This window comes from Gemmatimonadaceae bacterium (assembly GCA_016720905.1).
Classification (GTDB): Bacteria; Gemmatimonadota; Gemmatimonadetes; order Gemmatimonadales; family Gemmatimonadaceae; genus Gemmatimonas.
Genome location: JADKJT010000037.1, coordinates 36,955 through 61,160, shown reverse-complemented (window position 1 = coordinate 61,160; position 24,206 = coordinate 36,955). Strand labels below are relative to the sequence as shown.

Here is a 24,206-nt window from a genome sequence, read left to right as displayed (position 1 = left end):
AACCCCCGATCGGTGCGACCTATCGGGACCGGCCCCGGGGCTTCGCCACGATCAGCAGGGCGTTACCCACCTCACGCTCCCCGGTCGGGTCCGACGGCGTGTTCACCACCGTGCCATCAATCACCATGGTGGTCGAGCCGCCGCCGTCGAAATTCATGGCCTGCCAGGCACCCAGCCGCTTGAGATCGTCCGCCATCTCCACCAGCGTCATCCCGACGCTGGCAGTCGATCGCCCATCCACGACATACAGCCACAGCGTACGACCGTCGCGTGAATACCCCACGGCGGTCCGCGGATGCCGGACCTCGGCGTTTCGCGAAATGGTGCCTTCCGTCGTGGCGGCATCACCCGCCACGTTGACGCCGTCGCGGAGAATGCGCGGCCACCCGCCGATGATCAGCGTCGGCGTCGCACCGCTCGGCATTCGGGGCACAGTGGCCAGCATGACCCGCACCGTGTCTCCATCACCCATGGCTTGCACCTCTTTCATTCGCGCACCATAGGCCGCCAACACGGCGCCGTCCGATGGGATCGTCGACCCGGAGGCCGCGACCACCGGCCCGCGCCGCACATACAACAGCGTGTCGCCACGACGACCGGCCGACACCAGGGCGGCTTCAGCAGTTTGACGGGTCGTGTCACGCGGTGTCGTCGCGCCGAATCGTGCGGTGTACAGCGCCGTCCCTTCCGGGGCCCCTGAGGGATTCGCGTTGAGCGTGATGATCGGCGTCATCGCCCCCCGCACCCAGGCTTTGCCCTCCAGCATGAACCGATCAATGATCGGGTGCCCAACGGCATCCATCGCGAACTGCGCATGGATGTTGTCGTAGGTGTCGAACGGCGACTCCGTCACCTTGAGCCCCTTCCACCAGTCACCGGCAAGGACTTGGTTGTTCTCGTTCTCGCCGGACTTGAGGTCGAAGAAGTCCGCATTGACCGCCGCCAGCACACGCGCGCCCGCCGTCGAAACCCGACTGGCCATGGCCGACGTGCGTTCGCGACCGCGCAGCGTCGCACCGGCTCGCGCCGCCTGCAGGTCGACGGCGGCGCGCCGCAGGTCCACGCGCACCACATGGATACTCCAGGGACCACGCGCGTCCGCAACGTGCCGATACGACACGCCGGGCGCCAACTCGCGTGCCGGTTCTGCACGGGTCGACTGCGCGGCAATCGACGGGGGAATCGTGACGACCAGCAGGACCAGGCGCAGCGGGATCAGCAGCGAATGAACCAAGCATCGGGGAACGTGGGGCATGGCCATCTTCGTGAAGGGTGTCAGGGGAAATTGGTGGCCAGATCAACTGGAAGGGCGTACTTTCTCGGCCTACTCCCCTCCCCTCTCTCCATAAGGCGGGTCACATGCACCACACCCTCAAACGCCTGATCGTTGGTGCATCGCTGGGAGCGATGCTCAGCCTCCCGGCGCTTGCCCAGAATACCATCACGTTGGAAGGATCCGTCAAGGGCGACGGCGCGCCGGTGGTCGGTGCCCAGATCACCGTCGTCAACGTGGCCACGCGCGAAACGGCCAGAGCGATCACCCGCGCCACCGGTGAATTCCGGGTGCTCGGACTGTTCTCCGGACGCTACACAGTCAACGTGAAAGCCATCGGTTTCCGTCAGGCCACTGACACGGTTGATCTGGCCATCGGTCAGCGCGCCCGTCTGGAGTTCTCGCTGCAGAAGGGCGCCGCCGAACTCGAAGCACAAACGGTCACCGCTGATCGCGTCAAGCAGGTGGAAGTCCAGCGCCTGTCGGTGTCGGCACCGGTCACGAAGGATGAAATCGAAAATCTGCCGCTCAGCTCGCGCGGCATCATGAATCTGGCCGGCATCGCCCCGGGCATCAAAACCTATGCGCCGCAATCGGGCCGCACGCTGCCCTCGGGCGGCGCCGCCCCGGACCTCCGTTTCTTCAACGTCTATATGGACGGTGTGGAAATGAAGAGCCTGTTCAACGGCAACATCGTCGGACTGGGTCAGACGGGTTCGCCGCTGCCGCAGGAAGGACTCGAAACATTCCGGGTGTACGTCAATCCGTACGACGCCGAGTACACGCGCGCCGGCTCGTATGTCATCAGTGCGGAAAGTCGTCGTGGCACGAACACGTGGCAGGGATCAGGCTTCGGTTTCTTCCAGAACAAGCAGGCCACGGCCCGCAACGCGTTCCTGTCCCCCACCGCACCCACGCCCAACTACGGCAAGACGCAGCTGGGCTTCAACCTGCGCGGACCGCTCGTCAAGGACAAACTGTTCCTGGCCACCAGCTACGAACTGTCGTCCACGGATTTCTATCTCGACGTGAATCCGTCCAGCGGTGCCAACTGGGCGTCGTACAAGGGTTCGTTTCTCGCGCCCAACAAGAACCACTCGTCGTACACGCGGCTCACGTGGGTGCAAAGCCCGCGCCTCACGTACGACGCCATGGTGTCGGCGCGCTTCCTGCGCGGCGAAGGCAACTTCGGCGCCCGGGTGTCGCAGGATGGCGGCATCTCGCAGAAGTACGAGATCTACACCGGTCAGCTGCGTCAGCGGTATCTCGCGCAGAGCGGCAACTTCGTGAACGAAGCCAGCCTGCAGGTGGTGAACTGGAATCACAACGAAGCCCCGCTCAAGCCGGGTCCGCAGCTCAATTATCCGGGCATCGTGTTCGGCACCTCGGGCTTCCCGCTCATCCTCAAGGAAACCCACCTGCGCCTCGTCGATCGCGCCACGATGAACGTGGACAACGCGTCCGGTTCACACGTCATCAAGTTCGGCGTGGAGCTCAGCAGCATCGCCGCCACGCAGAACCAGCCCAACAACACCAACGGCACGTTCGGCTTCTTGACCGATACGTCGTCGCTGCCCAACACCGCGTCCATTGCGGTGGGCTTCACCGATCCGAACGGCACCAGTGACGCCATCGCCAGCGCCACCGGCTACACCACGGGGCTGTACATCAACGATGAGTGGCGGATCAAGCCCAACTTCACGTTGTCATTGGGCATTCGGCACGACGCCGAGTTGAACACGATGAACAACGACTACACCGTGCCGTGGGCGGCCGATCCTGTCTTGAAGGCCATTCCGGAGCTCGCCAACTTCCTGAATACCGGCAATCGCAAGAATCAGCTGGGCAACATCTCGCCGCGCGTCTCGTTCTCGTGGGATCCCATGAAGAACAACAAGACGTTTGTGCGCGGCGGTTTCGGCATCATCTACGACCGCGTGACCAGCTTCATGGGCTTCCAGGAACGCCGCAACTCCACGTGGCGCACGTACAACTTCACGTTCAACAACACCAGTAACCTGCCCACGAAGGACCCGGCCGTTTTGCGTCAGCGCGTGATCAGCGGCCAGTCCGTGTCACCCGCGCCGATTCTCATGAATCTCGAGATGAAGACGCCGCACAGCCGACAAATGTCGATCGGCGTGGGCCATCAGTTGACGCCGGAATTCGGACTCAACCTGGACTACGTGGTGCAGCACATGGACAACCTCTATGTGCAGCGCAATCCGAACTACCTCGACAAGACGGTCACCCCGAATCGCCGTAAACTCACGGCGGCGTATGGCGACATCCTGTTATGGGATGACATCGGCCAGTCGGACTATTCGGCCGTGATGCTGCAGGCCACATGGCAGCGCAAGAAGTCCCGCGTGAACCTGGCGTACACCCTGGGCTTCTATCAAGGCGACTTTGACACCGCCGGACTACCGAACTTTGCCTATCCGTTCCTGTTCAACCGCCAGCGCACCACGGGCGACGAGCGTCATCGTGTCGTGATCTCGAACATCACGCCACTGCCGTTCAAGTTCCAGTTCTCGGCGGTCTCCACGTTCGCCAGCCCGCGTCCGTTCGGACAAATCGACGGTCGTGACATCAACCTCGACAACATCACGGGCGACGACTATCCGGGTGGTACGGTCGCCACCAGCGGCATCCGCACGGCAATGCCCGCCAACGCGTGGGTCAACTGGTACCGCAACGTCGACGTGCGCCTCTCTCGTCCGCTCTTCGACTGGAGCGGCCGGAAGGTGAGCTTCTCGGCCGAGGGCTTCAACGTCTTCAACTTCAAGAACAACCTGTCGTACGGTGGCACGCAGTTCACGGCGGCGGGTGTGGCCGTTCCGTCGTTCGGCAAGGCGCTCAGCTCGTACGGTGCACGCCAAGGTCAGGTGGGGATGCGCGTCGACTGGTAGCACGGGCACCGTTGACCAATTGAACCGCAAAGGACGCAAAGGACGCAAAGGACGGCAGTTCCTTTGCGTCCTTTGCGGCCTTTGCGGTAAAATGCCCTTCAACTCGAAGGTATCGCCAAGCCACCGATGCGTTGCACTCAGCGCCGCCTGGGCACCGGCGGAATGAACTCCAGCACGACCCCCTGCAACGCCTCAACCGCCACCGACATACTCCGCGCCGTTGCGCCGAGGGTGCCCAGCGGCCGCGCGCCAACGTCATCGTGCCGCACAATACGCGTGCCAGCCGGCAATCCGTAGGCAGCGGCAGGCAGTCGCACGGTCGCCACGAGCGCCTGCTGATTGATCCCCGCCAGCGCAATCGCCACGCGACCGTCGGCCGCGCGCCACGCCGACGCCAGCACGTCCGGTGACTGGATGCGCGCTTCAGTGGGTCCGCCAAGTCGCGCCGCGTAGATGGAAATGCGCGAAAGCAACAATTCCGTCGTCGGCACCTCCACCTCGGGCGCGCGCAGAAACGTGCCCGTCTGGAAGAACTCGCGCAGTCCATAGCGCAATCGCGCCAGTCGCTCCAGATAGTCGATCTCCCGTCGCCGTTCCGTGAGTTGGTCCGGCAGGAAGTTGGCAATGGTGGGCTGCATCCCCCACACGAACATGCGCGCCTGCTCCAGATGGAACTGCCGCACATACTTCGGGTCCAGCAAGGTCATGGCCGTCGCTGGTTGCTTCTCCACCGGCCACAGGGCGTCATACGGAGGCAACGTCAGCGACCCGTACGTTCCATACGTGAGCGCAAACGGATGATATGCCGCCTGAAACATCGGGATCACTTCCCATCCTGACGCCGGATCCGCGTATCGCTCCTGACTCACCTGCAGCGTGAGAAACGCGTCCAGGTCCGGCATCCAGCTTTCGCCACCACCCTCACCGGCAAATCCTGCGGGGCGCGACGCGTTGCGCGTGCGCAGATCACGGGCCAGCGCGCGGAATCCCTGCATCCAGTAGTTGCCACCCCCCACGGGATGCCCGTGGTCGGGACTCCAATCGATCAGGCTGAGCACCGCCTGGTCCATATAGATGCCATCGATGCCGTACTGTTTGAGCACGGTATCGGCGATCCCGGCGTACTTGTTCCGCCAGAACGGCGTGGCGATGTCCATCGTCGCGCACGGCTTCGGATCAAACACATTGTACGTCTCTTGCCGCACGCTGCCGTCGCGTTCGCGCACCGCCCAGCGCTCCGCGTTCTCGCGCGTCCAGCTTGGCGTGTTCACGCACCACAGCCGCTGGTTCATGTACACAATGGCATGCAGGCCGTCACTGTGCGCCTTGGCCACCGCCTTTGTGAACGGAATCGCCCCTTCGCGCGGTGGCAGATAGTCGGGGAAGCTCGTATCGTAGGGCCCATTGTGCCACCAATGCCAGAAGACGTTCACCGGCAGCTTCGCATCGCGTTGCAGCGCGGCTGCCGGCTCCAGCACCACGTCTGATGTGCCGCGATTCCACACCCAGAGTCCCGTCGCCCGCATCCACGCCGGCGTGACACCGGTTCGCAATCGGCTTTGCCGTGCCCAGTACTGCTTCGTGCCCCAGGCGCGATAGCGCTCGACCGCCGTCAGCCAGTCGCCGGGAATCGCACCAACCAGCGCCGCGTACGCCGGGGCATAGCGATCGGCCACGCCGGGGTCCGACAGGACATGGACCATATCGTAACCCGCCGATCCATCACGCTCGCCCCACAACGCGAAGCTCTTGCGGTACGCCAGGGAATCGTCGGCCGCGAAATACAGTCCACCCTGGGTGGCATTCGAGAGCGCGATCACTTGCATCGAGGTCGCGCCCGGATAGGCAAACTCCAGCCGTCGTCCCGCTCCGTCGGCGCCGGCAAGCATGGTACGCGGATGGCGCGCCCGCTGTCCCATCCACGACGGCACGGCCAGTTCTTCCTTCGCGTCCAGCGTCGCGATGCCGGTCAGGCGCGGATAGTGCACGCGTTCCACCCGTGAGCTGCGAATGCCCTGCACGCTTATGCGCCAGGCCGACGTGGAGTCCGGGCGCAACTGCACCGTCGCCACCACCCTTAAGGAAGGAATGGCCGTGCCGTCGAAGCCACTCCAGGTCAACTCCAGTCCGCGAGCACCTGCGTGTCGCGACGTGAAGTGCGTGGCCTGCGATGCGTGAACCGCGGATGATGAACCGCCGGGCATGAGATCCAGCGACCAGAGACCGATCGAATCGGCCGCGGCGCCGGCCAACCGCCGTCCGGTCCAGTCGCGGAGCGCCACCACATGACCATCAGTGCCGGACAACTCCACGCGCAGCGCCGCGTCGCCAAGCACCAGCGACGTTGCGGGCTGTGCCTGCACAGGCGAAGCGAGACGGCTCGCCAGCGCCACACAGGCAGCGGCGAGGACAAAGCCGGGCTGCCGGTGGGCTCGTGTCATCGGCTATCGGTACAACAGGTACGGCTTCACCATCGTCGCGAACCTCACCGCATCCGCATCCCATTGCTTGACCAGGGCGTCCACGGTGTTCTGCTCCACCGCCTTGGTGAGCTGGTCCGTACCCGCCAGTCGATCAATTGACTTGATTCGCCCCGCCGCGTTCACCGATGGCTCGCGCCACTTGAACTCGGTGGGATGGTGCGCGTAGAACGCGCGCAGCATGCGAATGCCCAGCTCCACCGGACGCACCGCGTTGCGATCGATCACCCGCACGTGGATCATCGGAATCGTCTGGCCGGCAAACTTGTAGCCCGGTTCGATCGTACGCGTCGCCGTATCAAAGCGCACGCCCGGGAGTTTCAGCGCATTGAGCTCCGCCGCGATCGCCACGTGGTCGGTGAGATACGCCGCGCCGATGAGCGTGAAGGGCGCGTCGGTGCCGCGTCCTTCTGTAGCGTTGGTACCCTCGAAGAACACGGTACCCGGATACAACAACTCGGCGTCCAGGGTGCGCAGGTTCGGCGAAGGGTTCACTCGCGGAATGCGGGTCTCGTCAAACCACATCGCCCGTCGGTAGTTCTTCATCGGAATCACCGTCACCTGCGCATCGATGAGCTTCGTGCCAACCAAAAAGCGCATCAATTCTCCGGGCGTGAGGCCGTAACGCAGCGCCACGGGATGCTGCCCAACCAGCGAAGCGAATCGCGGATCGAGGATATTCCCCTCGATGCGATCGGCGCGAATGGGATCGGGTCGATCGAGCACGATGATTGGCTTCTTCGCCGTCGCCGCGACCAAGGCCAGCGTCCACTCGAAGGTGTAGACGCGGGCGCCGACATCCTGAATGTCGTACAGCAAGACGTCGATGTCCTTCAGCATGTCTGCCGTGGGCGATTCCACATCACCGTACAGCGAGTACACCTTCACGCCCGTGGCGGAATCCACACTCGAGCTGATCTTCTCGCCGGCCTTCGCGACACCCCGGATTCCGTGTTCCGGCCCGTACAACGCGGAGAGCTTCACCCCCGGCGCCTTGAACAGCAGGTCGATGCTGCTGGTGCCCTTGCGGTCGCGGCCCGAGTGATTGGTCAGCAGCCCGACGCGTTTGCCCCTGATCAGGTGCAGTGAGTCGGTGAGCAGGACTTCGATGCCGGGGATGACGCCCGCTGATGACTGTGCGGGCAGGTCGACGACGGGGCTGGCACCGAGCAGGGCCAGCGAAAGAGCGGCGAGAGTTGGGCGCATACGGCACAGTGTGCAACGCACCCGGCGCATCGTCAACAACGAATGTGCGCGCGTGCGGGCGCCGTCACGCGTTCATGACACGCAGCCGCATCCCGTTCCACACCCGCCCGCAGGTCCGGGGCGCGAGGATGATGGTCCCTCGGTAAAGGTCGCCAGTCCGCCAGACAGCACCCGACGGACTGGTGCTCCGGTGTCCGGATGCACGGTCAGGCTGGGCTCCGACATCGATTGGCGCAACTCGAATCGCTGCGGCGCGTCGGTGCCGCTTTCGGGAATGGTTTCATACACATAGGTGGGCATGACGGGCACTCCTGCATGTTCAGGGTCAGTCCGGTCGAATCCGGCATTCGAAATATGATACGGGAACCCTTACCGAGCGGGTGGGGCAAGTCGAGAATCTCACCGACCTTGACACCCGGCGCCTGAGAACGGACGCTTCGACCCATGATTCCCTTTCCGTCAATCGCACGCCCGCTTGGTCGCTCGGCACGCCGCGCGCGCCGGTGGTGTCGCGCGCTCGCGCCGCTCATGCTTGCCGCCTGTGGCGATTCGCCTGCCAAGCCGATCCCGGTGGCGTCGGTCTCGGTCACGCCGGCCTCTGTGACCCTCATCGCCGGCGCAACCCAACAGTTCACCGCGACCGTTCGCGACGCGAAAGGCGCCGAGCTCACCGGGCGCGCCATCTCGTGGACCACGACGAACGGGTCGGTGGCCACGATATCAGCAACGGGTGCGCTCGCGACGATCGCGCCAGGCATCGCCACCGTTCAGGCTATCAGCGAGGGCGTGACAGGCACCGCCGCGATGACCGTGTTGCCGGTCCCGGTGGCATCGGTTTCCGTCACCCTGCCCTCGAACACCATGGTGGTTGGCGCGGTACAACAGGCCGTGGCGGTAACGCGAGACGCGGCCGGCAACGTGCTCACGGGCCGAACGATTACGTGGAGCACCAGTATTCCGTCCATCGCCACCGTCGACGCGTCTGGTCGGGTCACGGCCAACGCTCCCGGTACGGTGACAATCGGCGCCACCAGTGAATCGCAGATTGGAGGTACCGCGCTGACGGTGCAGGCGCCGGCGCCCACGATCACATCCATCACACCCGCCACGCTGTCACCGGGAGGCACGGCCACCATCACCGGCACCGGCTTCGATACGTCCCTTGGCGGCGCATCCGTCAGCATCCGCGGCGCGCCGGCTCCGATTGTCACTATCACCAGCACCCAGATTGTTGTCACGGTACCATGTGTCGAGTCGGGCGCGGCTGACGTGCGCGTATCCAGTCTCGGCGCCACGCCGGCGACCAAGGCGCACCCGGTGGCAACCACGCAGCGCACCGTGGCACCTGGTCAGGCGCTCATTCTCGCCAGCAGCACCGCTGCAGCCTGCAATGAACTCGTGGCCACCGGCGGTCCGGCGCGATATCTCATTGCCGTGTTCAGCGCGGCCACCTCGCAGAACACGTTGAACGCCTTCGAACTGGCCGGCAACACGCCGGCCGCCGGTGGCGTACGCGTGGTGGCGGCGTCACGGGCTGCACCGCGCGCATCCATCGAGATCCTCTCCCCCGACGACGCGCGCAACAGCCGTCGTGAGCAGCAGCATTTCGCGATGCTGGAACGCAACCGGCAGGACTACGAGCGGTTGATGGCGACGATGCGCGTGACACCCGCCGCACCGCGCCCATCGGCACTTGCCCAGCGCGCCGCCGAGGTTGCGGTTGGCGACATGAAGAACGTGTTCTTCACCTTCTCCGGCGGCTGCAATGACACCACCCGGGTCATGCGCGCCAAGGCGATACGCGTCGGGACCAAATCCGTCATCTGGGAGGACTCGGCGAATGTCCTGCAATCCAGCGCGGACGCGCCGCTGGCCGATTTCTACAGTCGGATTGGTCAGATCTTCGACCAGGAGCAGTACGCGTCGGTGCGTCGCTCATTTGCCGACCCCTTGTTGCGCGACTCGCTCACCGATGGCGACGGTAAGATCGCCATGGTGTTTTCCGAGCGCCTGAATGGTTCGGGCGCCGCCGCGTATGTGACGTCGTGCGATCAATTCCCGGGCGCAGTCTCCAAGGGCAGCAATTTCGGCCAGTACTTCTACGGCTCGGTGCCAACCACGGCCGGCTCGAACGTCAACAGCGTCAGCTTCCCCGACGGGTGGTTCTACTTCATGACCCGCACGGTGGTGCATGAGGTCAAACACATTGCGGCGCTGTCCGCCAGAGTGGCGAACAATGCACCCTCCTTTGAGCAGTCCTGGCTGGAGGAAGGCACCGCGCGTCACGCCGAGGAGTTGTGGGTGCGCGAATCGATGCACCACGTGCCCTTCAAGGGCAACAGCGGTTTCGGGCGCGCCTCCAACAACGGCATGTATTGTGACTTCCATCCACTCGACGCCACTTGCAATGCCGGTGACCCGCTGCGACGCCCCAGCTACGGCGTGCGCCGGCAGTTCAACGAAATTCGAAACAAGTTGATTGAGCCCTGGAATTGGTCGCCCTACGGCGATGGGACGGGGCAGTCGGGATCGATTTTTTACCAGACCACGTGGTCACTGGTGCGCTATGCGGCAGACCGCTATGCCGCATCGGATTCCGCATTCCTGCAAGCCCTCACCAACGCCACCACCACGGGTGTGACCAATCTCACGGCCGTCACCGGTGCATCACTCGATCAACTCATTGGCGGGTGGGGGCTGGCGCTCGTCGCCGATGACTACCCGGGGCTCGTGAATCCGAGCCCGGACATCCAGTTCGCCACCTGGAACCTTCGGGACATCTACGCATCGCTCAATGCGGCACCACTCTGGACGGCCCGGTGGAACACGCCGTTCCCCATTGCGCCAACACCACTGGCGTATGGTGCGTTTGTGGCGCAGGTGCCGGTCATCCGTGGCGGTGCTCACGCCTACTTTGAATTGACCGGCGCGTTCACCGCGCCGCAGTTGTTGAACCTCCGGACCAACGCCACCACGGCGCCAGGCACGAACCTGCGAATCGCCATCACGCGGTTGCAGTAACCATGCGGGTTCACGTTCGCGTTGTCGTCCTGAGTATGCTCGCTACCGGGTGCACCGGCACGCAGCGCGCCACCCCCGTGGCTGACAGCGTGCGACCAGCGGACACGGTCGCGCAGTCTGTCGAGGTGCCGCACGTCGATTCCAGCGACCCGTCGCGCGCGCGTCCAACACCGAGTCGCGCACCGGCCACTCCCGCCGATACGGCCCGCGGCGTCATTCGCCGAATCGGCGCAGATCCTGGCAGTCGGCTCGTGCTCTATTCGACGGCCAACTCCGCACCGCTCGCGCTCTCCGGTGACCAGCAGGCCGAGCTGGCGGCGGCCGAAGGGTTGGAGGTCACGGTGCGTGGCACACGCGTGAACGAACGTGCGCTGGATGCCGCGCCCGGTGGCGCGATCGTGTTTCGGGTCCACGAGTTCTCAGTGCGTGCCGCCGACGGTGTGGAAGCGCGCGATGGCATTCTGGTTGACGTCGGTGGTCGGGTGTTCCTTGAGACGGCGTCCGGTTCGCGCTCCGCCGTCATCGCACTGCCGACCGCCTTGCGCGACAAGATGGGCGCGCGCGTCTTCCTGGTTGGATCTCCCAAACGCGCGCCACAGGCATTTGGCGTTCTGCGCCAGCCGTAAACGCACAGCGCGGGCGCACCGTTCGTGCGCCCGCGTGTTTGGAGGAACAAGTCGTCGGGTTCGTTACATCGTGCGCTGACGACGACGTGCAGCAAGTCCCAGCGCGCCAAGACCGAAGATCATGAGCGCCCACGTGGACGGCTCCGGGACGGCCTGGACCTGGATGACCAGATCGTTGAAGTCGTGATCACCGGTAGGAACGTCGCCAAAGGCCGCCCAGTAGCGATATCCATCATTATCCTGCGTTGCGCCGCGCTCGCTGAACAACGCATAGTGCGGGTCATTGGTATCATTGCTATACAGCCAAGGATTCCCCGTCGCCGCTGAACGCGCTCCGAGGAACCAGTCAGTAGCAAACGTTACTCCAAGAATGCTGGTCAGCGCACTCGGGTAGGAACCGACGGCGTAGAGCTTCTGAATTTGCACGGGTCCACTGGAACCGGCACCAAAGGCCCACAATTCCTGACCAGGTGGTCCGTAGGCGGCAATGTTCGCCAGAAACTCCAACTGGTACGAGCCGGCTTTGAACGCGAAACCCACGGGCGCATTTGCCGTTGCGGCGCCGAGGAATGAACCATTCGGTGCACTGGCCGTAGTCCCGAGTCGACCGGCATTCGCATTCACAAAGGGATCAGTGGGTTTCTGGTTGTTGCACGAGCCAAATCCCGCGCCGGCCGTGTACAGCAGAAATCGACCCACATTGCAGTTCGTGCCATCCGAGGATGCGCCATCCCAGAACGGCGTCAGATCATTGTTTGGCGTCACCATGGTGTTCCAAGCACCCGTGGTGACCACTTGCGCGTGGATCATTGAGGGAACCGCCAAGGCGGTCGCCGCGAGCGCCGCGGCTAGAGAAATAAGTCTTCGGGTCATTGTTCCTCCAGGATGCGGCGATGCACAGGATGAGCACGCCGCACTTGGATTTACTGCATTTATCCCGCCATACCCTGAAGCGCGCACTCCGCAGGCGTTCGAGCTGAAACGCGGTGTTTCCACCACCGCCACGTCGGAGATTCCACTTACAGAGGCGAGGCGCGCGCGCCACGATTGTAGCGGCACCCCCGCATACGGCCACCCGGCCTCGCGCCTACTTCTTCGATGCAAACAGCTTCGCGTACTGCGCGTAGCCGGTTTGTTCCAACTGCGCCGCCGGAATGAAGCGCAGTGATGCGGAATTGATGCAGTATCGCAAACCGGTGGGCCTCGGGCCGTCATGATCACGCCGTTCAGTCGTCCGCCGGCTCCACTCGTTTGGTCTTCCGGGGATGCGCGGCCGAATGCAGATACAGGCTTTCAACCTTCTCGCGCGCCCACGGCGTCTTTCGCAGGAACTTGAGCGATGACGTCACGCTTGGGTCGTGCGTGAACGAACGAATCGCAATGCGATCCCCCAGGCCATCCCAGCCATAGCGCTCGACCAGATGCTCGAGCATGGCCTTGAGGGTGACACCATGCAGCAGATCGACGCGTCGCGGTTCAGTCATGGTGCGGAATATGCGCGGCGTGACTGACGCGATCCACTGCCTCGGTGCAGTCTCAGCCGCCAATCGACGATCCTGAACCACGCGCCAACCCCAGCGTCTTGAGCGCCGACGTGATTTCCACCAGGGTCGCCGGATCATCAATCGTGGCCGGTACGGCCCACGCATCGCCATCGGCAATGGCCCGCATGGTTTTGCGCAGCACTTTTCCCGACCGCGTCTTGGGCAATCGCGCAACCACCGCCACTTGCTTAAAGTTCGACACCGGTCCCACCTGGTCTCGCACCAGCTGTACCAGTTCCGCGGCAATCGCCGCGTGCGAGCGCGTCACGTCCGCCTTGAGCACCACAAGACCCACCGGCACCTGCGTCTTGAGCGCATCGCGCACCCCGATCACCGCGCACTCGGCCACATCCGGATGACTCGCCAGCGCCTGCTCCATGGAACCGGTCGACAGATTGTGCCCCGCCACGATGATGATGTCGTCCACCCGTCCCATGATGAACAGGTAGCCGTCCTCGTCGATGTAACCGCCGTCTCCGGTGAGATAGTACCCCGGATACTTCGTGAGATAGGTGGTGATGTAGCGGGCGTCGTCGCGCCAGAGTGTGGGCAGCGTACCCGGTGGCAGCGGCAGCTTGATCACCACCGCGCCTTCCCTGTTTGCGGGCAGACGATTGCCGTCTTCGTCGAGAATCTCCACGACATAGCCGGGCACCGGCTTGGTGGGTGAGCCCGGTTTCACCGGAAACGGCGTGAGACCCAGGCAGTTTGACGCCACCGGCCAACCGGTTTCCGTTTGCCACCAATGGTCCACCACCGGTTTCTGCAGCAGTGCGCGCGCCCAATGGTAGGTGTCGGGGTCCAGTCGCTCGCCGGCCAGAAACAGCGCCTTCAGCCGGGACGTGTCGTACTTGGCAAAGAATACGCCTTTGGGATCTTCACGCTTGATGGCGCGGAATGCCGTAGGTGCAGTGAACAACACGCGCACGTCGTGTTCTTCTATCACGCGCCAGAACTCGCCGGCGTCCGGCGTGCCCACCGGCTTCCCTTCATGCACAATCGTGGTGCATCCGGCCAGCAGCGGCGCGTACACGATATAGGAGTGCCCGACAGCCCATCCAAAGTCCGAGGCCGCCCAAAACACCTCGCCGGGTTCAATGCCATACACGTTGCGCATCGACCACAGCAGCGCCACCGCGTGGCCGCCGTTGTCACGCACCACCCCCTTGGGGCTCCCGGTCGTGCCTGAGGTATACAGGATGTACAGCGGATCGGTGGCTTTGACTGGCACGCAATCCGCCGGCATGGCGCTCGCGGCGGCCACCTGCCAGTCGATGTCACGCGGCGCCACCAGGTCGCACCGCAGCACGTCACGCTGCAGCACCACGCAGTGCGATGGCTGATGCGTGGCCAGAGCGAGCGCCTGGTCCAGCAACGGTTTATATGGCACCACCCGCTGCACCTCGATGCCACAGCTGGCCGTGAGCACCACTTTCGGTTGCGCGTCGTCGATGCGCACTGCCAGTTCGTGCGGCGCAAACCCGCCAAACACCACCGAGTGCACCGCACCCAGACGCGCGCAAGCGTACATCCCCACCAGCGTCTCGGGCGTCATGGGCATGTAGATCACCACCCGGTCGCCGCGCTGCACGCCCAGCGAGCGCAAGACCCCCGCAAATCGCGCCACCTCGCCCTGCAGTTGGCGGTAGGTGATCATGCGCTTGGTATTGGTCACGGGACTGTCGTAAATCACCGCAACTTGCTCAGCACGCCCATTCAAGACATGGCGATCGATGGCGTTGTAGCACGTGTTGAGTTCACCGCCGGTAAACCAGCGATACAAAGGCGCCGCGCGGTCATCGAGCACGCGATCCCAGCGCCGATCCCAGTGCAGCGAGTCGGCGGCCGTTGCCCAGAACGTCTCGGGGTCGGACGTGGCCGCCGCGTAGGCCGTGTCGTAGGCCGTGAGCGCGCCACGACTATGCATGTTCACCGACCACGTCCTCCCGCGTCACCCCCTCGCACTCCAACACGAAGTCCGCCCCATACGCCATCGCCGGCGTCTGATATCCCGCCGGCGCCTGCCCGCCGAGCACACGTTTCACCACCGCCAACGCCGCGCGCATCGTCCACTCCACACCCGCTTCCGGACCATGCAGTCGCGACACGGCTTTCCCGCCCTGCGCGTCAGTCACCTCGCCCCACACGTGCGTCACCGTCTGTGCCCGCGCCGCAGCCGTCGGACCGGGCTTCACGCCGCGCTTGAGCAAGTTGCGTAACGCCCCGATCCTGAACAGCGGTCGCAGCACGCTCAACACCCGCATCTGTTTCTGCACCGCGCGCGGCAGCACGGTGTAATCCTCGATGTTGGGAATGCCGGTGCTGTAGTATGCCGTGAAGACATCGCCCCACATCATTTGCGTCACGGTCACCGGTCCTTGTCCGAAATCCACGACGCGGTTCTTCATGGGCTCGGTGGGTCGCTCCAGTCGTCCATCGCGTCGCACCCGGTTGCCGTACGCCAGCATCTCGATCACCGTGCGCTGCGTGCCGGGCGGCAGGCCGCCGGGGCCTTTGCTGCGAAAGGCCAGCGCCAGATGCGTCGCCGTTGGCAATCGCTGTTTGAGATGCACCGCCAGACAGTCCGTGGGCACCACATCAAATCCAACGCCCGGCATGAGCATCACCCCGCGCGACTTGGCGTCCGCATCGCGTGCGGCAATCGCCTCGTACACGGGCAGTTCGCCGGTCAGGTCCAGATAATGCGCGCCCGTGCGCAGACACGCGTCCACCATGGGCCGGTACGTGTGAAGGAATGGACCGGCGCAATGGAGCACGACCGCGACCTCGCGCAGCGCCGTGTCGATCGCGACCGGATCGTCCAGGGCGAAGGCCCGATACTCCACGCCCAACTCGCCCGCCAAGCGCTGTAACGCGCCGGCGTTTCGACCCGCCAGAATCGGCCGCATTCCGGACGCGACCGCAAAACGCGCGGTGGCCTCGCCGACATATCCGGTTGCTCCATACAACAGCAGATGGGTACGCATACCCATGAGTCTGCACCCTGCGGTCGTTTCCGGACACCCCCGTCCTCGTTCCCGGACATATAGGGTGCTATTCTTCGAGCGTGTCAAATGCAGTGAAGGCCGGTGCGTGACTCGGCGTGGGCCGAGCGCGATTCGGCGACGACAACAGGAGACACCATGCGGTCGAAATTCACTTTCCCAATGACGTTGATGGCGCTCGCGGTCGGCAGCATCACCGGCGCTTCGCCGGCTGGCGCGCAGATCACCGAGGTGTCACGGACGCCGGTCGCCGAAATCGCCCAGCTCACCTTTGGCTATCGCTGCGACGACCGTTTTGTCATTCGCAACGACGGCGCCAAGCCGGTTGATGTGGAATACGCCCTCGAAAAGGGGACCGAGCACGTCAAGCTCACCCTGGGCGCGCGCGAACTGGTGGAACTCGACTCCAAGTCGAAGGCCGCCATGGAACTCTGGATGGACGGCAAGCTGGTGGCCAAGGCCATCAAGGAGAAGCGCGCCTGCAAGGACGTTCTGGGCAACGCGTCGGTGGCCATCGCGCCACTGGAAGTGGAAACGAATGAGCGCGATGATCGTTCGTACAACAACGCGCGCTATCCACTGTACGATCCCTTCATGTTTGCCGGCTTCGGATACTATGGCTCCTACGGCTTCAGTCCGTTCTACCGCGGTTTCCGTGGCATCCCCATTATCATCGGTGGCGTGCGCACCGGCAGGCCCCGCGGCCGCTAGCTGAATGGCATCGCCAAACGGCTTCGACTACGACTGGATCATCGTCGGCTCCGGATTTGGCGGCAGCGTGGCCGCGCTGCGTCTGAGTGAGAAGGGCTATAGGGTGGCCGTGCTCGAGAGCGGGCGGCGACACGCCGACCACGAGTACGCCGCCTCCGCATGGAACCTGCGGCGCTTTCTCTGGGCGCCGCAGGTTGGGTTGCGCGGCATTCTGCGATTGACGCCATTTCGCGACATCTTCATCGCCAGTGGGTCGGCCCTGGGTGGTGGCAGCACGGTGTACGCCAACACACTGTATCGCGCCAAGCCGGCATTCTTCGAGAATCCGCAGTGGGCTGGTTTGGAAGACTGGCGCACGGCGCTGCAGTCGCACTACGACACGGCCGAACGCATGCTGGGCGTGCAGACCGTGCCGTTCGCCAGTGGCGGCCAGGAGTTGCTCAAGGAAGTCGGCCAGCACTTCGGCGTTGCGGACACCTTCACGCGCACTCCGGTTGGCGTGTTTTTCGGAACACCGGGAGAAACGGTTTCCGATCCATACTTCGGTGGTGATGGGCCGGACCGAACGGGCTGTATCAAGTGCGGTGCCTGCATGGTGGGCTGCCGACATGGAGCCAAGAACACGCTGCTCAAGAACTACCTGTGGTTTGCCGAGAAGCGTGGTGCCGCGCTCGTTCCCGATTGTCAGGTCACCGACATCGCGCCCATTGGTGCGACCGATGGCAGCGACGGCTATCGCGTGACCACGCAGGTGCCGGGCGCCTGGCTGGCCAAGGGTCGCCGCACGTTCACGGCACGCGGCGTCATCGTCGCGGCGGGCGCACTGGGCACCAACCAACTGCTCATCCAGTGCAAGGCATCGGGATCGCTGCCACGCTTGAGCGATCGGCTGGGCGAACTCGTCCGCACCAACAGCGAGTCCATCCTGGCCATCACGCTCCCCGACGACGCCCGCGCCACCTGGAATGACGTCGCCATCAGCGCCAGCGTCCATCCGCGTGACGATACGCACATCGAGTTCTGCACCTATGGCCAGGGTGGCGACTTCATGTCGTTGCTGCTCGCCCCGCTCACCGGCAAGGGCACGCGCGTGACGCGCCCGTTGATGATGCTGGGCAGTATCGCCCGTCATCCGCTGCGGTTTCTGCGTGGCCGCTGGCCCTTCGGGTGGAGCAAGCGCACGCTGGTGGTGCTGGTGATGCAAACCAGCGACAATGCCATCGCCTTTCGCCCCAAACGGGGCCTGTTCGGGCGCATCTCGCTGCGCACGGAACAGAATCCGGACAAGCCAAATCCGACATTCATCGACGTGGCCAATGAATGCGTCGAATGGCTGGCCCGTCACACCGGCGGCGTCGCCCAGAGCAGCGTGTTTGAAGCCACCGCCAACATTCCCACCACGGCGCACATCCTTGGCGGCGCCCCGATCGGCGCCACGGCCGAATCAGGTGTCGTGGACGCCAGACATCAGGCGTTTGGCTATCGGAATTTCCTCATTTGCGACGGCGCCGCGATGCCGGCCAATCCCGGAGTGAATCCGGCGCTCAGTATCACCGCACTCGCCGAACACGCGATGAGTTTCGTGCCGCCCGCGGTGGTGTGAGCGTTTCCCGCACACGTGACACTGGGCTCCCCGATTGCCGGCCGGCGCCTCGCGCGGCACCAATAGATCGTCGCACTGAGCGATAGCGGTCCCAATGCGATAGCGATTCCAATGCAATACGGGAGGACGGATGTGCTCCGTTCATGCAGCTTCCATCAATCATGCCGCTGACGCCATCACGCGCGTCGCCGTGATTGGCTCACTCCTGCTGTTATCGGCGTGCGGTGGCGGAGATTCCACGGCGCCCCCAACCCCGCCCCCGCCGACAGCCACTGCGGTGGTCGTCGTCTCTGGCGCAAATCAACACGCCCGCATCACACGCACGCTGTCGGACCCCATTGTCGTGCTTGCGCAGAGCGCGGCGGGCGCAGCCGTTTCCGGCGCGTCGGTGACATTTGCTGCCAGTGGCGGTCTCGTCGATCCCGCATCGGCAATCACCGACGGCGCGGGCCGCGCCACGGTCCGCTGGACGCTCGGCGCGACGGCAGGCGTTCAGACGCTCACCGTGCAGTTGGCTTCAGGAGCGGGCACTCCGGTGGCGCTCACGGCCACCGCCGATCCAGCACTTGATGCGATCGTCACCGCGCTTGACGGTGATGGCCAGCAGGCCATTGTTGGCACCCCGGTGTTCATCCCGCCTACGGTGCGCGTGACCGATCGCAACGGCGCGCCGATCGCCGACGTTCGTGTCCGATTTTCACCGAATGCGGGAAGCACTGTCGCGGTCGCGGAACCGCGTTCCGATGCTGACGGACGCGCGACGACCGGCTCGTGGACCATGGGGAGCACACCGGGGACACCGCAGGTGACGGTCACCATCATCGACGCTGATGTCGTGAGCAGCTCGACACCGCCAACCTTCGTCGCAACAGCCGTAGCAGTCGGCGGTGTGGCGACGGCGCCCAGACGTACCTACGCGGTCAACACGGGGGCCTCAACCTCGATACGCGACACGGTAACCGGTTGGCGGGTCGAGTTCCCGGCCGGTGGCCATGGAACACTGTCGGTAGCCCGGGTGGTCGGTGGTCCTGACCTTCCCGACGCGGGCGCCACGCGCGCCACTGTGAACTTCAGTGGATCCGAGCGTGTGGAGATGGCGGTCACACGACCGCCCGGTGGCGAGTTGGACGGCTATTTCTACGGACAGGTGTTCGACGCGGCCACCAACGGAAGGGATTCGGTGCGATGGTGGGGGCTTCCGCTGCAAAGCGTACGCGGCGACACGGTGGTGTTCCTGATTCAACCCAATACGAGTAGTGCTGCACGTAGTGCTGCGCGCAGTGCGAGCATGCGGGTCGCCGCCCTGACGCCTTCTGTCACCGTGGGAGCACGTCCCAGTGTACAGGCATATGCGACGGCACCGATCCCGGCCGGGTCATCGACGTCGACGAAGCGCGGAGAACTGCGTTTGCAGACCCAACGCGCAATCGACTGGTGGCTGGCCAATTTGTCCGTGGCTGACGCCGCGCGACTGCGGACGGCGATGGCCGAGCGGCCCTATACGTTGTCCGCCGGAGCGACCGGGGATGGGTATTACTGGTGCAGTCTGTTCACCGGCTACGTCCCCACGATCTACTACAACATCAGCCTCCCGGACTTTCCGCACGCGGCCAGCCATGAGGTCACACACTACGTGACGCATATGCTCGTGGGCGACGCGCGATACAATGAACTCCTGAGCTACGCGGCCACAGGGTTTCACGATCTCGGCTTCGTGACCAACGGGTTTCGCCGGAGCCTGATTGAGGAGTATTCACACTTCGCCGACTTCAGCATCAACGGCACGTTGACGAAGTGGGACTTGCGCTCGCTGACGCCCAATCTGAGCGTGCGCGAAATGATGGGCACCACGCCGACCGCGACGGACTTTCCCAGTCTCGAGGGATTCGGCGGGGCGATGCTGGCCGCCCTGACGCGCACCGGTGCGGACACGCTCGTGTACGATCACTATGGACCGCTGTCACGTTCGCGTGCGCCGGCCCTGGGCGTCGGAATTGCGTCACTCCTTGGCGTGTTGGCCGACGGTCCTCGCACACCCGACGAACTCCGTATCGCCCTGCAAGGGCTCGCCGGCAGTGAGCAGGCACTCGCCGCCGTGCTCGAACCCGCTGGTTGGAGTTACAACGCGCTTGGTCGACTGCTCGACGATCGCGGATTGCCGGTTGCGGGAGTCGAAGTCGCCTCGGTGGTCAAAGTCGGAAGTTCCGAATACACCACCGGGAAGCGGTTGACCTTGGCGGACGGTCGGTTCTTCCTGCCGCGTCTCTACCCCGGGACCTCACGCTTGCGGATGTATCGGGCAAAAACGAATGGCGGACTCGACTCCGTCGACCTCGGCCCGTACACCGTTCCGTGGAGCACGAACACATCGCAAACCATCACGATGGCAGACGTGCGCGTAGCGACCTATGGCTACACTTCCCTCAGTGTGTCGATCGGCGATTGGATTGTCATGAACAGCGCCAGCCCCGGTCAGGATTGGGCGTGCCCGACCACGATTGGCCTCAATACAAGCCCATGGGGGCCAGACATCGGGCCCACGCTCGCAACGCTCAAATTCGACGGCGCGAACTTTTCGGCCAGCGGCTCGGTGCCATTCGTGACTGACGATTGGCGAGCCACACACACGGTCAGCGTGCACGGAACGTTGCGTCCTGGAGTCGGTGACACCACCTGGGCTGATATCGAGGGTTCATATCTGGGACTCGTTGAGAGTCTGCGCTACGAATTCAGTTCAGACCCCGCCCCGAAGTGGATGATCACCACCGATTCGCGAATCCAGTTCCGTCTCCATGACGTGCCACTCAGAAAGTCTGGCGACGTTATTTCGGGCTACCTCAGACAGTCCGTTGCCACCAGCGTGTTCACATCAGGCTCGCTCTATTACATGCACAATGACTGGTCACACCCGGAGTATCGCGCCGTGTGCCAGACCACGGCCATCGATCCGACCAAGTTCATGGTGAACGTGTACTTCAACTGAAGGAGTGGAGTCGCCATACCCGCGCGTGAGTGACCGTTCACGCGTGGGTATGGTTGTTCCTGTAACCACGCCCCGCCACTCCGCGACCGGAACCACCGCGATGAATCCTGTGCGCACCATGATCGCCGTCGCCCTGATATGCGCGATCGGCTGCGATACCGACTCGCCCAGCGGCCCCCCGGCCAACGGCGTGCTCGCCGTCGGCACGTGGGGCGGTGACAGCGCCGGCGTCATTGTCACGGACACGCTGCTGCATGTGCACATCGGCTGCACCTACGGCGACATTCCACGGCACGTCACGCTCGACACTGACGGGCGTTTCACGGTATCCGGCAGCTTCCTGCTGCGCGCCTACCCGGTCGCGATTGGTCCGACCATGCCGGCGCAGTTTGTCGGGCGCGTATCAGGTTCGACGCTCATCATCACCGTCACCGTAAACGACACGATCGATCGGAAAGTGGTGATCCGCGGACCGGCCGTGGTGCAGTTCGGCAAGGAACCGAAAATGAGCAACTGCCCCATCTGTCGCACACCCGGTGATCGCGAATCCGCACGCACCATGCCGACGCGCACCCATTGGTATGATCGGATTATTGCGCTGTTCGCGCGGCGCGCACCCGATACCGCCGCCACGCTTCCCACGCGTTCGCCACCAGCAAACCCGCCAGCAGGAAATACGCCGCGCCAATGAGTTCGAACACCGCGTAGCTCACCACCGCCGTGATCACGCCAAACGTGATCTGGTCGCGCGGCTTGGGCGGTGACGTTGGCGGATCGGTCACCATGAAGAACGCAAAGAACAGCGCGGCATGCAAATCGGGCTCCCGATACAACTCGGCCACGTGTGCCGGATCGCCCGTGAACGCCGTGATCGTGATCAGCAGGTAGTACACGCCCAGGAATGCCAGCACCGCCGGCATCTTGTTGACGCGCACGGTGATGTAGAGCCCCGTCGCGAACAACGCCGCGATCGCCGCAATCGGCAACTCGGGCAGCGCGCCCCACCAGCTCTGGCCGGTGTCGAACACATAGAAGGTGGCCACCAGCGCCAACGCCGCCGGATTGAAGACGTTGGCGGAACGGCCCCGCACGACATACTTGCTGAGTACGCCCACGGCCGCGGTCACGGCGGCGATGTGCCACGGCTCATGCGGGCTGAGTACCATCGCCACCAGCAGCCCCGTCAGCAGCGCCCCGCTGGGAAACTCCCAGGCGTTCTCGCGCCATCGCAGGATTGGTGCGTCCACCAGCATGGCCGCCAATGCCGCCGCCAGCACGCCGGGCGCAACCACCATGCCGCCGCTGCCGTACGCCGCCAGCGGGATGAGCACCGCCAGTACCAGAATCAGCAATCCTTTCGGCGTGCGGAAGAACCGCTTGAGCCCGCGCCAGGGTTGAATTGGAGTCGCGATCGCCGCTTCCGTCATTGGATCCACGCGCGCGTCGTGTAGCGATCCATCGTGGACGTCACCAGCAACCCGCTCACATCGTGGCGCTCCAGCAAGGCGATGCCGTCGGTCGGTCCAAGCACATAGGCGGCCGTGGCCAGCGCGTCGGCAACCATGGCCGACGGCGCCACCACCGTGGCACTGGCCATCGTCGCTGGCGATTCGCCATGCACCGCGTGCAGGATGTGTCCCGGTCGTTCGTAGTCGCCGGAGGTGCACACGGCGGTGTCGGTCACATGAATCGTGTCCAGGAGTTGCGTCGTGTCGTGTGGATGCCGCAAACCAACCGCCCACGCGTCACCCGCAGCATTGTGTCCGCCCAGAAACAGATCGCCGCCCGCGTCCAGCGCGAAATTGACCAGCGGCGCCAACTCGCGCGCCGCCATGTCCAGGGCCAGCCCCTTCGCCACCGCACCGAGATCCAGCACCAACGGTCGGTGCAACGTGATGGTGCGCGCCTCGGCGTCGAGCTCCACATCGCGATAGCTCACGTCTTCCGCTACGCTGATGTCCGAGGCCACCCGCGCACCCGTGCGATGCGCCTGATCAAAGCCGCGCGCTTCCATGCGATGCCCCACCGTGGGATCAAAGGCACCGTCGCTCGCGTCCGCCACCGCCAACGCGAACTGCACCGCTTCGAACAGCAGGGGGCTCACCGGCACCGCCTCACCGATGCGCGTCGACAATCGACGCAATTCACTGTGCGCGTCAAAGCGCGTGCACACCGACTCGACATGCGTGAACCATCCGATGGCCCGATCGACGCCGCGCTGGCGATCGCGTCGTGCCCGTTGGCTGGCCCCGTGACCGATCACCTGCACCGAAACCGTCGTCCCCATCAACGCATGGGCGCACACGTACGCCTCGTCGCGCGTCACTTCGCCTGCGCGAGGGCCTGGAGCACCGCGTAGTACAACGCGTTGGCGCTTTGCGTCGCACCCGACACGTAGTCCACGTCGGCGCTTTGTCGCGTTACCACCTGTGGCAGCAGGTGATTGATCCACGAACAGGAGTAGCGCGTCAAACACTGGGAAATCACCGCGCCCACAATGCGTCCGTCCTTGATCTCCACCATCGCTTCGATGTCGCCGTGTCGCGACGTGCCGCGTCCCATGAAGATGCCGTCGCGCCACACCGGCTTGGCCGGAGCGGTAGCCGCTGTCGATGCGTCCGTGGTGGCAGCCGCAGCAGGTGATGGGACGGTGGTGGCCGGCGTCGCGCCGACGACGGGCGAAGACGCCGGCGCGGACGGTGTGGCTGCCAACACCACGGCAGATGACACCGAGGGCGTCACCGACGTTGGCGTGTGGGCGTCGGTGGACGCGCCAACGGCCGATTCCGATGCGGTCGCTTCGTGCGACGTGGCCAGCGGTTCGCCGGCTGGCGTAGCAGCG

General features: G+C 64.4%; 18 protein-coding genes and 1 pseudogene. 7 read left to right on the top strand and 12 right to left on the bottom strand.

What is annotated here, in order from left to right; all coding sequences use genetic code 11:
- Positions 1 to 19: 19 nt before the first annotated feature.
- The gene (locus IPP90_23430) at positions 20 to 1,255 is read right to left on the bottom strand and encodes a phosphodiester glycosidase family protein (GenBank protein ID MBL0173585.1); all 1,236 of its coding nucleotides are present in this window, start codon (positions 1,253 to 1,255) and stop codon (positions 20 to 22) included.
- A 104-nt stretch (positions 1,256 to 1,359) separates the two neighbouring features.
- On the opposite strand from IPP90_23430, the gene IPP90_23425 reads away from it, so the two are divergent.
- Complete coding sequence (locus IPP90_23425) at positions 1,360 to 4,185, top strand: TonB-dependent receptor (GenBank protein MBL0173584.1); 2,826 nt, start codon at positions 1,360 to 1,362, stop codon at positions 4,183 to 4,185.
- 137 nt (positions 4,186 to 4,322) lie between these two features.
- Here IPP90_23425 and IPP90_23420 read toward each other — a convergent pair whose 3' ends face one another.
- The 3 genes from IPP90_23420 to IPP90_23410 all read right to left on the bottom strand — a co-directional run bounded on the left by IPP90_23420 (position 4,323) and on the right by IPP90_23410 (position 8,171).
- On the bottom strand, positions 4,323 to 6,626 hold the full coding sequence (locus tag IPP90_23420) for a hypothetical protein (protein ID MBL0173583.1): 2,304 nt from the start codon (positions 6,624 to 6,626) through the stop codon (positions 4,323 to 4,325).
- A 3-nt stretch (positions 6,627 to 6,629) separates the two neighbouring features.
- Positions 6,630 to 7,871 carry a DUF1343 domain-containing protein gene (locus tag IPP90_23415; protein ID MBL0173582.1) on the bottom strand — a complete coding sequence of 414 codons (1,242 nt, stop codon included), beginning with the start codon at positions 7,869 to 7,871 and terminating at the stop codon, positions 6,630 to 6,632.
- Between the two features lie 72 nt (positions 7,872 to 7,943).
- Positions 7,944 to 8,171 (bottom strand): zinc ribbon domain-containing protein, encoded by a 228-nt coding sequence (locus IPP90_23410; protein ID MBL0173581.1) that lies wholly within the window; start codon positions 8,169 to 8,171, stop codon positions 7,944 to 7,946.
- 228 nt (positions 8,172 to 8,399) lie between these two features.
- On the opposite strand from IPP90_23410, the gene IPP90_23405 reads away from it, so the two are divergent.
- Together IPP90_23405 and IPP90_23400 are read left to right on the top strand one after the other, a co-directional pair.
- Positions 8,400 to 10,892 carry an Ig-like domain-containing protein gene (locus IPP90_23405; GenBank protein ID MBL0173580.1) on the top strand — a complete coding sequence of 831 codons (2,493 nt, stop codon included), beginning with the start codon at positions 8,400 to 8,402 and terminating at the stop codon, positions 10,890 to 10,892.
- Positions 10,893 to 10,927: 35 nt separating this feature from the next.
- On the top strand, positions 10,928 to 11,518 hold the full coding sequence (locus IPP90_23400) for a hypothetical protein (GenBank protein MBL0173579.1): 591 nt from the start codon (positions 10,928 to 10,930) through the stop codon (positions 11,516 to 11,518).
- Between the two features lie 63 nt (positions 11,519 to 11,581).
- Here the strand turns inward: IPP90_23400 and IPP90_23395 are convergent, their stop codons facing one another.
- The 5 genes and pseudogenes from IPP90_23395 to IPP90_23375 all read right to left on the bottom strand — a co-directional run bounded on the left by IPP90_23395 (position 11,582) and on the right by IPP90_23375 (position 16,055).
- Positions 11,582 to 12,328 (bottom strand): PEP-CTERM sorting domain-containing protein, encoded by a 747-nt coding sequence (locus tag IPP90_23395; protein MBL0173578.1) that lies wholly within the window; start codon positions 12,326 to 12,328, stop codon positions 11,582 to 11,584.
- 277 nt (positions 12,329 to 12,605) lie between these two features.
- Positions 12,606 to 12,731: pseudogene (locus tag IPP90_23390) on the bottom strand (methionine sulfoxide reductase).
- Between the two features lie 13 nt (positions 12,732 to 12,744).
- Complete coding sequence (locus tag IPP90_23385; GenBank protein ID MBL0173577.1) at positions 12,745 to 13,002, bottom strand: DUF2132 domain-containing protein; 258 nt, start codon at positions 13,000 to 13,002, stop codon at positions 12,745 to 12,747.
- A gap of 52 nt (positions 13,003 to 13,054) precedes the next feature.
- Positions 13,055 to 14,989: a propionyl-CoA synthetase gene (locus IPP90_23380; GenBank protein MBL0173576.1), complete on the bottom strand. Its 1,935-nt coding sequence runs from the start codon at positions 14,987 to 14,989 to the stop codon at positions 13,055 to 13,057.
- Entirely contained in the window at positions 14,982 to 16,055 is a 1,074-nt protein-coding gene (locus IPP90_23375; GenBank protein MBL0173575.1) for a saccharopine dehydrogenase NADP-binding domain-containing protein, read from the bottom strand. Before IPP90_23375 ends, IPP90_23380 begins: the two co-directional genes overlap by 8 nt.
- A gap of 150 nt (positions 16,056 to 16,205) precedes the next feature.
- Between IPP90_23375 and IPP90_23370 the strand changes: the two genes are divergently transcribed.
- From IPP90_23370 to IPP90_23355, 4 genes are all read left to right on the top strand, one after another.
- Positions 16,206 to 16,778, top strand: a complete 573-nt coding sequence (locus IPP90_23370) for a hypothetical protein (GenBank protein ID MBL0173574.1) — start codon at positions 16,206 to 16,208, stop codon at positions 16,776 to 16,778.
- A 4-nt stretch (positions 16,779 to 16,782) separates the two neighbouring features.
- The gene (locus tag IPP90_23365) at positions 16,783 to 18,381 is read left to right on the top strand and encodes a GMC family oxidoreductase (protein MBL0173573.1); all 1,599 of its coding nucleotides are present in this window, start codon (positions 16,783 to 16,785) and stop codon (positions 18,379 to 18,381) included.
- 130 nt (positions 18,382 to 18,511) lie between these two features.
- Positions 18,512 to 21,364, top strand: a complete 2,853-nt coding sequence (locus IPP90_23360) for an Ig-like domain-containing protein (protein ID MBL0173572.1) — start codon at positions 18,512 to 18,514, stop codon at positions 21,362 to 21,364.
- Positions 21,365 to 21,464: 100 nt separating this feature from the next.
- Positions 21,465 to 22,055 carry a hypothetical protein gene (locus IPP90_23355; protein ID MBL0173571.1) on the top strand — a complete coding sequence of 197 codons (591 nt, stop codon included), beginning with the start codon at positions 21,465 to 21,467 and terminating at the stop codon, positions 22,053 to 22,055.
- Here IPP90_23355 and IPP90_23350 read toward each other — a convergent pair.
- The 3 genes from IPP90_23350 to IPP90_23340 are packed head-to-tail and all read right to left on the bottom strand — an operon-like array spanning position 21,955 to position 23,926.
- Complete coding sequence (locus IPP90_23350) at positions 21,955 to 22,800, bottom strand: RnfABCDGE type electron transport complex subunit D (GenBank protein MBL0173570.1); 846 nt, start codon at positions 22,798 to 22,800, stop codon at positions 21,955 to 21,957. The genes IPP90_23355 and IPP90_23350 overlap by 101 nt on opposite strands.
- Positions 22,788 to 23,690, bottom strand: coding sequence for an FAD:protein FMN transferase (locus tag IPP90_23345; GenBank protein ID MBL0173569.1), 903 nt, complete (start codon positions 23,688 to 23,690; stop codon positions 22,788 to 22,790). The genes IPP90_23350 and IPP90_23345 overlap by 13 nt, the downstream gene beginning before the upstream one ends.
- Complete coding sequence (locus IPP90_23340) at positions 23,687 to 23,926, bottom strand: FMN-binding protein (protein MBL0173568.1); 240 nt, start codon at positions 23,924 to 23,926, stop codon at positions 23,687 to 23,689. The genes IPP90_23345 and IPP90_23340 overlap by 4 nt, the downstream gene beginning before the upstream one ends.
- Positions 23,927 to 24,206 lie beyond the last annotated feature (280 nt).

Excerpts from the sequence above, each read along its gene's own strand:
- IPP90_23430 (MBL0173585.1), bottom strand. The coding sequence starts at position 1,255 with ATGCCCCACGTTCCCCGATGCTTGGTTCATTCGCTGCTGATCCCGCTG.
- IPP90_23425 (MBL0173584.1), top strand. The coding sequence starts at position 1,360 with ATGCACCACACCCTCAAACGCCTGATCGTTGGTGCATCGCTGGGAGCG.
- IPP90_23420 (MBL0173583.1), bottom strand. The coding sequence starts at position 6,626 with ATGACACGAGCCCACCGGCAGCCCGGCTTTGTCCTCGCCGCTGCCTGT.
- IPP90_23415 (MBL0173582.1), bottom strand. The coding sequence starts at position 7,871 with ATGCGCCCAACTCTCGCCGCTCTTTCGCTGGCCCTGCTCGGTGCCAGC.
- IPP90_23410 (MBL0173581.1), bottom strand. The coding sequence starts at position 8,171 with ATGCCCACCTATGTGTATGAAACCATTCCCGAAAGCGGCACCGACGCG.
- IPP90_23405 (MBL0173580.1), top strand. The coding sequence starts at position 8,400 with ATGCTTGCCGCCTGTGGCGATTCGCCTGCCAAGCCGATCCCGGTGGCG.
- IPP90_23400 (MBL0173579.1), top strand. The coding sequence starts at position 10,928 with ATGCTCGCTACCGGGTGCACCGGCACGCAGCGCGCCACCCCCGTGGCT.
- IPP90_23395 (MBL0173578.1), bottom strand. The coding sequence starts at position 12,328 with ATGATCCACGCGCAAGTGGTCACCACGGGTGCTTGGAACACCATGGTG.
- IPP90_23385 (MBL0173577.1), bottom strand. The coding sequence starts at position 13,002 with ATGACTGAACCGCGACGCGTCGATCTGCTGCATGGTGTCACCCTCAAG.
- IPP90_23380 (MBL0173576.1), bottom strand. The coding sequence starts at position 14,989 with ATGCATAGTCGTGGCGCGCTCACGGCCTACGACACGGCCTACGCGGCG.
- IPP90_23375 (MBL0173575.1), bottom strand. The coding sequence starts at position 16,055 with ATGGGTATGCGTACCCATCTGCTGTTGTATGGAGCAACCGGATATGTC.
- IPP90_23370 (MBL0173574.1), top strand. The coding sequence starts at position 16,206 with ATGCGGTCGAAATTCACTTTCCCAATGACGTTGATGGCGCTCGCGGTC.
- IPP90_23365 (MBL0173573.1), top strand. The coding sequence starts at position 16,783 with ATGGCATCGCCAAACGGCTTCGACTACGACTGGATCATCGTCGGCTCC.
- IPP90_23360 (MBL0173572.1), top strand. The coding sequence starts at position 18,512 with ATGTGCTCCGTTCATGCAGCTTCCATCAATCATGCCGCTGACGCCATC.
- IPP90_23355 (MBL0173571.1), top strand. The coding sequence starts at position 21,465 with ATGAATCCTGTGCGCACCATGATCGCCGTCGCCCTGATATGCGCGATC.
- IPP90_23340 (MBL0173568.1), bottom strand. The coding sequence starts at position 23,926 with ATGGGACGCGGCACGTCGCGACACGGCGACATCGAAGCGATGGTGGAG.